The organism is Lactobacillus iners DSM 13335, assembly GCF_000160875.1.
Lineage (GTDB): Bacteria > Bacillota > Bacilli > Lactobacillales > Lactobacillaceae > Lactobacillus > Lactobacillus iners.
In genome coordinates this window covers 30,043-42,981 of the sequence record NZ_GG700802.1, presented here as the reverse complement: position 1 = coordinate 42,981, position 12,939 = coordinate 30,043, and the positions used below count along the sequence as shown (strand labels likewise).

At 35.4% G+C, this 12,939-nt stretch carries 9 protein-coding genes; 5 read left to right on the top strand and 4 right to left on the bottom strand.

Annotated features, from left to right (window positions below; genetic code table 11):
- The 3 genes from HMPREF0520_RS01030 to HMPREF0520_RS01020 all read right to left on the bottom strand — a co-directional run.
- The coding region (locus HMPREF0520_RS01030) for an InlB B-repeat-containing protein (protein WP_006729041.1) at nt 1-2,698 on the bottom strand (2,698 nt) is incomplete at its 3' end.
- A 54-nt stretch (nt 2,699-2,752) separates the two neighbouring features.
- Complete coding sequence (locus HMPREF0520_RS01025) at nt 2,753-6,574, bottom strand: YSIRK-type signal peptide-containing protein (RefSeq protein WP_006729040.1); 3,822 nt, start codon at nt 6,572-6,574, stop codon at nt 2,753-2,755.
- A 158-nt stretch (nt 6,575-6,732) separates the two neighbouring features.
- Nucleotides 6,733-7,224 carry an acetyltransferase gene (locus HMPREF0520_RS01020; RefSeq protein ID WP_006729039.1) on the bottom strand — a complete coding sequence of 164 codons (492 nt, stop codon included), beginning with the start codon at nt 7,222-7,224 and terminating at the stop codon, nt 6,733-6,735.
- A gap of 150 nt (nt 7,225-7,374) precedes the next feature.
- Between HMPREF0520_RS01020 and HMPREF0520_RS01015 the strand changes: the two genes are divergently transcribed.
- The 4 genes from HMPREF0520_RS01015 to codA all read left to right on the top strand — a co-directional run bounded on the left by HMPREF0520_RS01015 (nt 7,375) and on the right by codA (nt 10,939).
- Nucleotides 7,375-7,806 (top strand): LytTR family DNA-binding domain-containing protein, encoded by a 432-nt coding sequence (locus tag HMPREF0520_RS01015; protein WP_006729038.1) that lies wholly within the window; start codon nt 7,375-7,377, stop codon nt 7,804-7,806.
- On the top strand, nt 7,803-8,249 hold the full coding sequence (locus HMPREF0520_RS01010) for a DUF3021 domain-containing protein (RefSeq protein ID WP_006729037.1): 447 nt from the start codon (nt 7,803-7,805) through the stop codon (nt 8,247-8,249). Before HMPREF0520_RS01015 ends, HMPREF0520_RS01010 begins: the two co-directional genes overlap by 4 nt.
- A 183-nt stretch (nt 8,250-8,432) precedes the next feature.
- The gene (gene codB, locus HMPREF0520_RS01005) at nt 8,433-9,692 is read left to right on the top strand and encodes a cytosine permease (RefSeq protein ID WP_006729036.1); all 1,260 of its coding nucleotides are present in this window, start codon (nt 8,433-8,435) and stop codon (nt 9,690-9,692) included.
- A gap of 11 nt (nt 9,693-9,703) precedes the next feature.
- On the top strand, nt 9,704-10,939 hold the full coding sequence (codA, locus tag HMPREF0520_RS01000; RefSeq protein WP_006729035.1) for a cytosine deaminase: 1,236 nt from the start codon (nt 9,704-9,706) through the stop codon (nt 10,937-10,939).
- Between the two features lie 73 nt (nt 10,940-11,012).
- On the opposite strand, the gene HMPREF0520_RS00995 is transcribed toward codA, so the two are convergent.
- Complete coding sequence (locus HMPREF0520_RS00995; protein WP_006729034.1) at nt 11,013-11,744, bottom strand: YebC/PmpR family DNA-binding transcriptional regulator; 732 nt, start codon at nt 11,742-11,744, stop codon at nt 11,013-11,015.
- Nucleotides 11,745-12,056: 312 nt separating this feature from the next.
- On the opposite strand from HMPREF0520_RS00995, the gene HMPREF0520_RS00990 reads away from it, so the two are divergent.
- Nucleotides 12,057-12,929 carry a metal ABC transporter solute-binding protein, Zn/Mn family gene (locus HMPREF0520_RS00990; protein WP_006729033.1) on the top strand — a complete coding sequence of 291 codons (873 nt, stop codon included), beginning with the start codon at nt 12,057-12,059 and terminating at the stop codon, nt 12,927-12,929.
- The last annotated feature ends 10 nt before the right edge of the window (nt 12,930-12,939 follow it).

Below are 12,939 nucleotides of genomic sequence, written 5' to 3'. Positions count from 1 at the left end.
CCTTGAAGGTTCCCTTCTTCGGTTCTGGCTTAGGTATTGGACATACTGGACACGGTTCTGGTTTCGGAGCTTGACGATAAGTAGCTTCAAAGGTCGTATTCTGAGTAAATCTACCCTTAAGTTTCTTATTCCAACCGCTAAACTGCTGACCAGTATTGGCTGTCACACCTGGTTGAATAGAAGTCAAATCTACTTCACGATCAGGATCAACAAAGTATGTTGTTGCACCATTCAATTGCCCATCTTTACCTGCATCAAAGGTGATCGTATGATAATTCTTCTTAATGTAGTCCACACAATCGGGTGCAGTTTCAGATCCTTGAGCAATCACAGACGGCAAAACAGTAAGATATGCTACACAATGAGCTGTTCTTGTAATTTTATCTGCTTGTTTATAAGTCAATGTTAACGGAATAACTTTAGTATGTCCTACTTCATCTTGAGCATATTTTTGAGCAGACTCTGATTCAAAGTTGTAAGCAACATCTGTACCTTGAGGTAGAGACTCAATGAATTCACTCGCCTTCGGCAAAGACATCCCTTGTCTAATAATCAAATGCTTGGTCGTCGGATCAACTTCCTGATAAGTAGCTGCAATGTCTGTATCATAATCGAAACGAACATCCTTCAACTTGCAACTAAATCCTGTATTAGCTAAACCATTTCCTTGCTTATATCCCATCTTAGCTGTTACATGCGGAGCTAACTTGCTAAGATCATGTACACGATCAGGATTTACATAATAGACAGTTTCATCTTTAGGATCAAATTGACCATGTTGACCAGCTGAAAAGACAATTCGCTTATAATGTGCCTTAATATAAGCCTTTTCTGCTTCACTCAAACCTTGGAATTGATTATTAGAAACGATATTATCAATCACTTGAATGGTAGTTGACTCCTGAACACCATCTGTATTAACAACTGTAACTTGTTGTTTACCTGCTTTTTGTGTAGTTGGGGCAGACCCACTATAACTAAACTTAGCAGCATCAGACAACTTATCACTATTAGTTACCAATGCCTTAGCTTCTGGTGCCTGATCACCAACACTCAGAATCATTGGCTTAAGCGTCATCGCATGTGCCCGATAGTCCGCTACAATGGTCGTCTTATCACTGAATTTACCCTTCACTACCTTGGAATAAGACGTATTTCCTTGTTTCCAACCACTGAAATCATAACCAGCTTTAGCTATCACTCCAGGTCTTGGAATAATGACTTCGGCATCTGGCTTCACATAGTAACTACGCTCCACGTCAGGACTAGCAAAATCACCATTTTGTTTAGCATCAAAAGTAACGAGCTTATAGTGCGTGCGAATATAGCGATCGACAGCTAGCGTATGCTTATCAATTCCGCTATTCTTTTGATCTTGATCACTCAAATCAGCAGACAAGATTCTAGATTGAGCTACTACAGGGTTCACCACAGTTAAAGTGGTATCTAACTTAATTGTCCTGTGACTAGTTTTTCCTGCGTCATCGACTGCATCATAGTTAATCAACAACTTAACTGGACGATCAACATAAGTGCGATCAGGTACTTTGGCACCGTTTGGTACAATAAAGTCTCCATTAAGCTGTCCTTGACCCTCAACATAAGCTACTTTTACATCTTTTGGCAGATTTTTTGCACCTGCTAATAACTCTTTAGCATCTGGTAATGGATCACCAACGCTAATGATATATGGATTATCTTTTCTCGTGCTAATATCTGGTTCAAAAATTGCAGTGTAAGTTCGTGATTTAACTGAAGCCAATGTATCTGGTACAGCTGGATCCCAACGGACAAAGCGATAACCTGGGTTGGCCTGTGGTTTAATATCTGGCAACAACCCATTCTGCAAACCGTCAACAACATCATAAGTCAAATTAGCTACAGGTTGCTTGTCTTTATCATCAGTAGTTACTAATTTTCCGTTGCCATCAGTGTTGTAATAAATCCGCTGATAACCTGCTGGAGTTGCTTGTGATTGATCTTTTCGCTTCAATATCCGTACATCATCATAGGTGAAAATAACATTATATACTTTATTAACTCCGTTACCTTCTGGAGTCACTTCAAATGTCATTTGTCCTTGTGGATGTGTGTCATCTTTTTGCTTATCTTTGGCATCTCGGTCAGGTACGCTTACTTTGTTAAAGCGATAACCTTGAATTTGCGGTGCTGTAGCAACATCCCAATCAAGATTACCTGTTCTAATCGTCTGCGGTGGTAAAATATCCTTTCCATTCGCATCATGATACTGAACTTTATACACGTTTTGTCCAAATACTTGGTAAACAAACCAAGCAACATTCTTCTTTGCATCTTTGTTAACAGTAATCTGGTCAAATTGTGTATCTGGGAAATATTGTGGTCCTTCATAAACTGCCTGAGCAGAATAAGCTGCATCAGGTCGCAAATTATCTATTGTCTGCACAGCATCTATATCAACCATCGCCATTCGTTTCTTGGTCAATTCTGATTTTGTAGCACGCAATTCATTAACCTTGTTTGCATCAGTGCAAGCAGTTATTTGCTTATCTAGGTCTTGTTCTTGCTTAAAGAGGTCATAATAAGCTTTGATTGTTTCACCAGGCTTGAGTAAATAATGATGGATAGTTGCTGTCACACGCACATCTGGCACATATTTTGCCTTCAATGTCATATCTTCAACCACTGGATTATCAAAAGCATATGGATGCTCTTGCACCTTGCCATCTTTACCTTTAACCTCAATTACCCAACCAGTAAAGGCATAACCTTTCTAATGCGGCGGATCTTTCAAGAAGGGGTCATCCGTTCCTTCTGGTTTCTCATGCTCATGTAAAATCTGATCATGAACTAACTCCATATCATAGGACTTATTGCCCCAATAATTGATGGTCACTTTATGTTTAACTTCAGAAGGTCCCCATATTGGATAAAGAGCTAAGCCTCCTTCAGGCATCCCAATTGGTGTTAGATTCTTTTGTTCTTCTTTAGTAAAGCCACTTGGAATTAAAGGCTGCGTACCACCAGCATCCAGTGCCCAACCTTTAAAGACGTAATCTTCTGGTAAATAAGTTGGTCTAGTAATTGTTTGACCTCTAAATTCCCATTGATAAGGTAGATTATGTTTAGGATCATTGGCCTTAAGTGGAACGACCTTCACTTCATTATTATACGAAGCATTTCTAATATTTTCGCTATAAGGATGGTCTTCTTCAGCAAGTGCCGTATCAGCATCCCTACTACCAAAGAATTTCAGCTTATAGTGACAACGCTTATACCTATAAACTAATAACATATTCTTCTCATAAGGTTCAGCATCCATATTCAATGGATCATCCAACTTATCAGTAGAATTATACTTAGTATAATAAATAGGTGATGCATGTTGCTCAAATAGAAAAGTAAAATCTGTCGGACTTCCTAAAAAATCAGGATGCTTAGTTTTATAATCCTCATACATCTCGTCTAAAGGATGATCTTTATCAAGTAACTTACGATTACCTAAAACCCAACGCTTATATTCAGGTAACTCCAAAACAGGGCTTCCTGATGAAAGATGATCTGGATCATCTGGATCATCTGGCTCAATATCAGATTCGTCACCACCTTTTGCTACCCAATCTTTCTTATATTGTTCATAAGACTCTTTAACATAATTATTAATATCTTCACTTAATTGCTTATATCGGGTAAAACCAGCTTCTAATTGTTCATAAGCTTTTTGGACTTGGTCCTTATCTCCAGTTAAACGGCCACTAATTAATAAATTAAAGAAATCATTCTTGTGACGACCCGGATGCTTAGCTACATAATCTGCTACCATCGGTTTTAATTCAGGAAGATATTCAGGATGATGGCGTAAATAAAACTCATATTGCCAGCGTTGATTACCTGAAAGAACTAGCAACTTGTAATCCTCTAAAGATCCCTCATAATCAGGATGATCTTTTTGATAGTTCTCATAATCTTCTTCCATCATATTATCAAGCTTGTCATTCATATCGTCAGCATCAACTTGTTCAGCTTTTTGCTTAGCATCTTCTGGAATTACCTGATAACCTTTAATCAGCGGACAGTTAAACGTATAGTCGTTGCTTGTGTCATTTTTGGAATAGGATTCCAATGAGAAGGCATAATGACGATCCTTATCATCATTTTTCTTAGCTGATTGATCAGTTTCCAACCTGATAATCACTTTTTGTGGTTCAACTTTACCTCTGTTTAGCCTTAAATCAGTTAAATCTGTCGTCAGCAACCGCCAATTGGATTTCAATGGTTTCCCATACAAAGTAAGATGTGGATTAGGTAAAGAATCCGTTCCTCCCAAAAAGGCCTTGGTTACTCGATAAGGTGGCGTATCCCTATATGCACCATATTCAGCATATTCACTTTTACCCTTTTCAGCTTTGTTTTTCAATACAAAGCCCAAAAATCCAATGGCATCATCTGACCCTCTAGTAGGATCACCATGTGTATCAAGATCAACACCTTCACGTCGCTGCATTCTGACTTCTGATTCTATTGGCCAGCGATATTGTAATGACGCACCATAGCGTGCTCTGACGACATAAGGCGAATAAAGTGTCTTGCCATCTGTTCTAGGCTTCATTTTGACAATATTTCGCTCGTCAAATTGAAAATCACCATTCTTATCAAAATCTGGCTGAGCAGTATTATCATACCAATAAGTTACCCATTTTCCTTCAGCATCCGGTTTGACAATTGGTGTATTGTAACCACTATCAACACCACTAGTAGAAGTATCAACACCCTTTGCAACATCCCCTTTAGCAAAAATCAGATCATAAGGTTTGCGATCATAAATCAGATCTAGCACTGTGTCGCCTTCTGGACGGATGATCGCACGACTCTGGTGTCGTGCATCTGGCTGAGTAAACTTAAGTGTCGTTTTGCCTGTTTTCTTATCCACCATTAAGTGGTTCATTACTTTAGTAAATCTGTCATTTAAGACGTAGTACTTTCCAAACTCAGCAGCAGTCTTACGATCGCTTTCTACTGTATCAGGGAAAGCCATCTTTTCTATTTCTGTTTGCTCTATATGAGGATCATCAATTGTAGTCGGTTTAGATTCATCTACTGAACCATCACCATTTTTAGCAAATGTATCAACAGTTCGCTTAACACGTCCGACAAAGTCATAGTTCACAATATTATCTGGATGAGCATAATCGACAAGATCTGCTTTTTGAGCCCAAACGTTAACTGTATACTCAGCTTTTTCAACTGCTTTCCAGTGTGCTTTAAAGGTGACTCCATTAGCTGGCATCGATTTAATACTTGTAAACTTTTGTTCCTTATTTATTTTGGAACCTGAATGTTCACTATCTGATAATCCACTAACTGTCCAGCCTTGAAATACATAACCGCGACGTGTAGGATTAGCAACCTCTGTAACTGGTTGCTGGTAGTATACTCGCTTAGTACGTATGCTAGTACCATTATCCGTGTCATATTTGACTTCATAACTATCACGATAATAACGCAAAGTAAATATTACTGGCTGATCACTATCTGGTAAAGCAGAACGAAGCAGGTTAGTTTCCGGACGATAACCTGGAATAAAGATTGGCTGAGCATATGCCACCGTACCTACAGTTCCATAATTACGAGTTAATACAACCTGTTTTTGTTTACCATTTTCGGTAATTGTCTTAGTAACTTTATAAACAGAATCAGGTAACTTGACATCTTCAAATTCATTAGGATTATCAAATTTTTGCACTAAATGACGAACGTAATAAACTTTTTGTTCTGGTGTATATGGTACATTAACTATTCCTTTATAATGCAAGCCACTTTTATCAGCTGAATCAGCTTTGGCATGTTCTTTAATATAAGCGGCATCAATTTTGATATAATGTGTCTTTTTTTCATCTAAATCAGTTGCTGTAACATATTTGCCATCTTTTTTGATATAAGTTCCAGCGTATGTACGATATCCTACCAAATGAGGCACTTCCAAATATTTAACAAAGTCTTTTTTGTTAAGTTCTCTTTCAGTAAGTGTTAGTTCATATGGCTGATAGAGTTGCGAAACGACATTATCATTTAGTGTATAAACAAAACGCAAGTTATAAACTTTGCCACTTTTTTCATTAGTCACTTGATCATTAGCAGTTGATTGATCTTTTGCTTCTAGATGATTTTGATTAACAGGTACTTTATTAGAATGACTTGTTTCATCAATCTGCGTATCTTGTTTTGTCTTTTGTTCAGGTTTTTTGTCCTTAATCTCACTAGTTACAGCTTGATGATCTTTTTCCTTAGAAGTCTGATCTTTTTTCTTAGGATCCTGATGATCAGGTGTTTTGTGAAGAGATTCAGTTGAAGTATTTACCGACTGTTTTGTTTCTTTATCATTAGTGTCAGTTGCAGACTTTTTATTTTCTTGTTTATTAACAGTATCCTCAGTCTTTACTTCCGTCGCAGATACCGTGTTGGTACCCATAGGTAAAACAAAACAACCAGCAATTGCGACTGAAGCGACACCTACCTTAAGTTTTCTGATGCTGTAACGATTTATATGTTCAAATATATGCCTTGATTTATTAAGTTCATTATTTTTTCCTACCATATATCATTACCTCTATACTAAATTATTTTTTCAATTATTAAAATCATCATGCTAAATTATTATATGATAACTCAATCTTATTATAGTATAAAAGTAAACTGATTACATTAATTTAGCTTTTTGATTTTTATAAAAAAGGTGATCAACTGGGCAATTCATCACTTTTTCGACCACTGATATGCAATTCTAGGAGAACCATCATCAACATGAATAATCCCGCATCTGGTGAATCCATTTTTTGCAATTAGCGACTGCATAATCAAATTGTTGGCATGGGTATCAAGCTTAACATTATCAATCATATTTTTGCAATAATCGGCAACAGTTTTAAAGACGCCATGTACCCGACCATCACTTGCAATTCGATGAATAGTAATATAGGGATCATTATTAAGCCAAGATCCATCTTCAATATGCACATATGTAGGATCTATACCTTCATATAAAGCAACAACCCCGTGTATTCCGGTTTCATCGTAGACTACTTTACATGCCTGATTCAAAATATCACGATCAATTAATTCTCTTGTAGGGTAGCTATGACCCCATTGAGTTGGATTGCCACATTTAATCATAAATTCTTGTGCATAACAATATATCTCCATAATCCGTGGTACATCCTCTTTAACAGCATTTCTGATTTTTAACATCTAACTTTTCCTTTCAATGTGCATTAATTACCAAACTGAGCCAAAATAATGGCCATTTATGACTTAAAATATGCCATTTATACAACTTAAGTATAAATTGCGATTTTACCTGATATACTTATTCTATCAAAAGAAAACAGGAGGGACGTAATGAAAATCAACTTACATGTAGATGCATCCATTAGTGAAGAACATGCCGAAATATGGGTTAAACAAATGAAACCAAATTTGGAAAGTATGTTGCAATATCTCAATAATAATCAGGTATTGTGGTGCTATTATGATGATCAACTAAAACCTATTAGTTTAAATGATATTTTTATTATCCAAACTGATGATCGAAAATTGGATATATCAACGCAAAATAGACATTATAGTTGTCGCAAGCCGCTGAAAGAAGTCAAAGCAATTTTAAATAATGACTTTATTGAAGCATCTCGCAGTGCTTATTTCAATTTCAAGCATATCGATCATCTAGTATTGCTAAATGATGGTGCGATTGATGTAGTATTGACGAATCAAGAGCGTATAGCAATTTCACGTAGAAAAATCAAAAATTTAAAGGAGAGATTAGGATTATGAAAAAATATATATTAAGTGCGATTAAAGGAATGTTTTTAGGTATTGCAATCGGTTTATGTATCTCATTATTTTTTGACTATTTAAATGGTGCTGACACATACCTACCTTCTACTCCCGTCTTTACCAGCCATTTTGCTCGTCCCCTCGATGCAGTAACCTTTTCAGTTGTACTTTGGGCTTTAATGGGATTGGTATTCAGTATGGGAGCCTTAATTTTCCAAATTGAACGATGGACCTTATTAAAGAGAACTATTGTCAACTTCTTTGTCTACTATATCTTTTTTACACCTCTAGCATTTATGGCTCACTGGTTTATTATTGATTTGCCACATATATTAGTATTCACTATAATGTTCACCCTTATTTATGTTTTAATCTGGTTTATTAATGCCCAGTTAATCAAAAATGATATTAAACAAATCAATGAAAAATTAAAGAAATAGTTTTAAATATAGACAGATAGAAATAAAGAAAGCTACATTTTAAAATGTAGCTTTTTTGTATCTTAAATCGATAATAAATCTAAAAACATCCAATTTAATCTTTACATCAAAAAAGCTCTCTGCTATACTGTTAGCAATTTAGACTGAAATAGAAGGATTAACGATTTAATAAGGAGTTTAGAGATGAAAAATTATTTTGGAAAAATTAGCCAACCCGATCAAAGTCGTGCAAATGAGATTGATCAAGAATATGCCCACAGTCGAGTAAAAGGCAATCGTAAAAATTTTTGGCAAATGCTCGTTATAATGGTCGGTTTTACATATTTTTCACCAAGTATGACAGCAGGTGGTCATTTAGGATTAGGGTTAAATTTATCACAATTCATTATTGCAGTTATTTTAGGTAATTTATTTTTAGCTATATATACAGGCTGTTTAGCATATATTGGACAACACACTGGCATGAATCTAGATTTGCTAGCAAGGCAAACATTCGGTAACAAGGGTGCTCACCTAGCTTCATTCGTAATTGGTATCACTCAAACAGGTTGGTTTGGTGTGGGCGTAGCAATGTTTGCTATCCCTGTTGCCGCATTTTACCACTTGAATGTTTATTTGCTAGTTTTAATTATGGGATTTTTGATGACTTTAACGTCCGTAAAAGGAATTAAAGCTCTCTCCATCTTTGGTATTATTGCAGTTCCGCTTATAACGGTACTCGGATTTTATTCAGTATATCTTTCATTTCATACAAGTGGCAGTTTACAAAATATGTTTAGCAATCATCCTCTCAAGCCACTATCTATGGCGATGGCTTTGAGTATAGTTATTGGTAATTTCATATCTGGTGGTACTTCTACGCCAAACTTCACTCGTTTTTCTAAAAATAGTATCGGGGCAATCAGTGCAACAGTAATAGCATTTTTCGTAGGAAATATTTTTATGTTTATCTTCGGAGCTACTGGAGCTGCTGCCTTTGGTAAAGCTGATATCTTTGACACACTAATTATGCAAGGCTTAGCAATACCAGCGATTTTATCTTTAGGCCTGAACATTTGGTCAACAAATAATAACGCTTTATATGCTTCTGGTATTTCTTTAGCAAATATCACTAATAATTCCATGAAGCTAATGACAATGATTGCTGGAACAATCGGTACTTTACTTTCCATCTTCTTATTTGAACATTTCACAACATATCTATCACTATTAAGCTCATTAATTCCGCCAATCGGTAGTATTATTGTAGTAGACTATTTTATGCATCGCTCAAATTACAAGACTGAAGAATGTCAAATTAACTATAATCTTTCAGCTCTATGTCCAATTTTTATTGGTGCTTTCGTTGGTTGTGTTATTAAAATTGGGATTCCACCTATTAACAGTCTAATTGCGGCTATTATTAGTTATTTACTTTTGCAATATATTAAAATAAACAAATAGGAGATTCAGACATGCTATTAAAAAATGCTTATATTGAAAATGCTACTAAATCGCAAGATATTCGAATTGAAAAAGAAACTTTTACTGCTATTGCAGATCATTTAACCCCATTACCGAATGAAGAAGTAATTGATTTAAACTACAAGTTGGTGCTACCACCCTTTATCGAACCGCATGTTCATCTTGATTCTGCATTAACTGCCGGGCAACCAAAGTGGAATGAATCTGGTACTCTTTTTGAAGGCATCGAAACGTGGGCTCTACGCAAAAAAGATTTAACAGTAGAAGATGTTAAAAAACGAGCAATTCAAGCAATTAAGAAACAAGCAAGTAATGGCATCCAATTTGTACGTTCTCATGTAGATTCAACTGATCCAAATCTTACTGCTATGCGAGCACTATTAGAAGTTCGTGAAGAATTAAAGGGAACGATTGAATTACAAATTTGTGCTTTTCCTCAAGAAGGAATTCTATCTTTTCCAAATGGAGCAACATTGTTAGAAGAATGCTTAAAAATGGGAGCAGACGTTATCGGAGGAATTCCTCATTACGAATTTACTCGTGAATATTCAGTACAATCATTGCATAAAATAATTGATCTTGCCTTAAAATATAATGTTTTAGTCGATGTTCACTGTGATGAAATTGATGATGATCAATCAAGAAGTTTAGAAACTTTAGCATGCCTCGCCTTAGAAAGTGGTCTCAAGCAAAAAGTAACTGCCTCACACACTACCGCAATGCACAGCTATAATAATGCCTATGTCCAAAAACTATTTCGCTTACTACGTTTAGCAGATATTAATTTTATTGCAAATCCGCTAGTCAATACACACTTACAAGGACGAATTGATACCTATCCTAAACGTCGAGGGATGACAAGAGTCAAAGAATTACTAGCCAATGGTAACAATGTTGCAATGGGACATGATGATATTTTTGATCCTTGGTATCCGCTAGGTGACGGGAATTGTTTAGATGTTATTCATATGGGATTGCATGTTGGACATATGATGGGATACAAAGAAATAATGAATAGCTATCGGTTTTCAACGTACAATGCAGCACGTGTCCTAAATATTAGCGATCGTTATGGCATCGAAGTCGGTAAACCAGCGAACTTGATTGTATTAAATGGTAAGAATTTCTACCAAGTTTTAAATGAACATAGTGAAGTTTTATATTCTATTCATAAAGGTAGAGTCATTGCTAAAACAATTCCAAAGAAGAAAGAAATTTTATTTTAATTAAAAGCACACAAAAAAACCTTTCCGTGGTTGCATCGCAATCCAGAAAGGTTTTTATTACGTGTAATATTACTTATTCATCTTCATCCGCTGCTGCAGTATAAACATTTGATACATCATCATCATCTTCTAATGCATCGATCAAACGTTCAAATTGTTCCTTCTTTTCTGCAGGAACCGCTGTAGTATTCTGCGGAACCATAGTTAATTCAGCGTCTGCAAGCTTATAGCCAGCTTTTTCTAATGCATCCCTTACACCAGTGAATGCCTTAGGATCAGTATAAATCTCAAATGCATCATCACTAGCTTGCAAATCGTCACCGCCTGCATCCATAACGTCCATCAAAACTTGATCTTCATCAGCATCTGTAGTTGAACGATCAATAACAATATAGCCCTTGCGATCAAACATGTATGCAACAGAGCCAGTTGCACCCATTGTACCGCCATTACGAGTAAATGCAACACGCACAGCTGAAGCAGTTCTATTTTTATTATCAGTTAATGCTTCTACTAAAACTGCCACACCACCTGGTGCATAACCTTCATAAGTAATTTCGTCGTAATGCTCATCTGAATTACCTTCAGCCTTTTTAATAGCACGTTCAATATTTGACTTAGGCATATTAGCCGCACGTGCTTTATCCATAACTAAACGCAAGCTAGGATTACCTGAAGGGTCAGGACCACCACTCTTTGCAGCCATAAAAAGCTCACGCGATAATTTTTGGAATATTTTACCTTTTTTTGCGTCTTGTGCATTCTTACGCCCTTGAATATTGTGCCATTTTGAATGTCCTGACATAAGGATCCTTCTTTCTTTTTTTAATATAGTTCACCTTGTAAATCATACCTCATAGTAAAGATAATTTCAAATAGCAATTAACTTTATACAAATATTTATTCAAAAAAATGATAAGCAATCTTGATGTGACCCCGAAAAGTCTAACGTTTTGGGGTCACATCACTTCAATATCATACTTCTTTTTGATAAGAGCATTTTTTTACAATGTTGATACAATCAGTAAATAATCTACAAATTTGCATTATTTTTTGTTGACTAAAAGTAAGTATAGTTATATCCTTAAATATATGTTTTTAGAAAGAAGGCTTTCAAGTGAATTTTAAAAAATTAGGCACAATCGGTATTTTTTTAGGAATGATTATTTTATTATGTACCGCTTGTACTAAGGAAAATAAAAGTAATTCAAAAATATCAATAGTTTCATCAACAAATGTCTATGCTGATATTGCCAAAAACATTGTAGGTAAGTATGGTATATCATCTGCGATTATCAAAAGCAGTTCAGTTGATCCTCATGATTTTGAACCTAAAACATCTGATGCTAAAGATTTAAAACACGCCGATATAATTATCGCAAATGGAATGGATTACGATGGCTGGATGAAGAAATTAGCCAAAGCTAATGGTAAAAAGATAACTAGAGTTGGTGAAGATCTAATGCACCTTAAAACAGATGCTAACCCACATATTTGGTACAATCTCAAAATGCCACAAGCATATGTTAAATATCTGGTTAAGCGTTTATCCACACTGGATAAAAAACATAGTGCTTACTACAAAAATAATGCTCAAAAATATCTGAAAAAAATTGCTAAAATCCAAGAAATTGCCAAAAATATTAAAGCGATTAAAAAACCAGTATTAGTAAGTGAGCCAGTATTTGACTATGCTTTAATAGCAGCCGGATACAAGATAGGCAATCCAGAATTTGAAGAAGCTGTTGAAAAAGAAACAGATCCAAGTCCAAAAATCATTAAACATATGAATAAGATGATTGCCACTAAAAAAATTGCTTTCTTTGTAAACAATACTCAAGTTAATAGTGCAACTATCAATTCATTTATTAAAAAAGCTAAAGCAAATAAAATTCCAATCTTAAAAGTAAGAGAAACTATACCTAATGACACTACATATTTTGATTGGATGTTAACTAACTACCAAAACTTAGCTAAAATCAGTAAATAAGATAAAAAAG

Bases quoted from the DNA above. Each gene is read 5' to 3' on its own strand.
- HMPREF0520_RS01020 (WP_006729039.1), bottom strand. From the start codon at position 7,224: ATGTTAAAAATCAGAAATGCTGTTAAAGAGGATGTACCACGGATTATG.
- HMPREF0520_RS01015 (WP_006729038.1), top strand. From the start codon at position 7,375: ATGAAAATCAACTTACATGTAGATGCATCCATTAGTGAAGAACATGCC.
- codB (WP_006729036.1), top strand. From the start codon at position 8,433: ATGAAAAATTATTTTGGAAAAATTAGCCAACCCGATCAAAGTCGTGCA.
- codA (WP_006729035.1), top strand. From the start codon at position 9,704: ATGCTATTAAAAAATGCTTATATTGAAAATGCTACTAAATCGCAAGAT.
- HMPREF0520_RS01025 (WP_006729040.1), bottom strand. From the start codon at position 6,574: ATGGTAGGAAAAAATAATGAACTTAATAAATCAAGGCATATATTTGAA.
- HMPREF0520_RS00995 (WP_006729034.1), bottom strand. From the start codon at position 11,744: ATGTCAGGACATTCAAAATGGCACAATATTCAAGGGCGTAAGAATGCA.
- HMPREF0520_RS01010 (WP_006729037.1), top strand. From the start codon at position 7,803: ATGAAAAAATATATATTAAGTGCGATTAAAGGAATGTTTTTAGGTATT.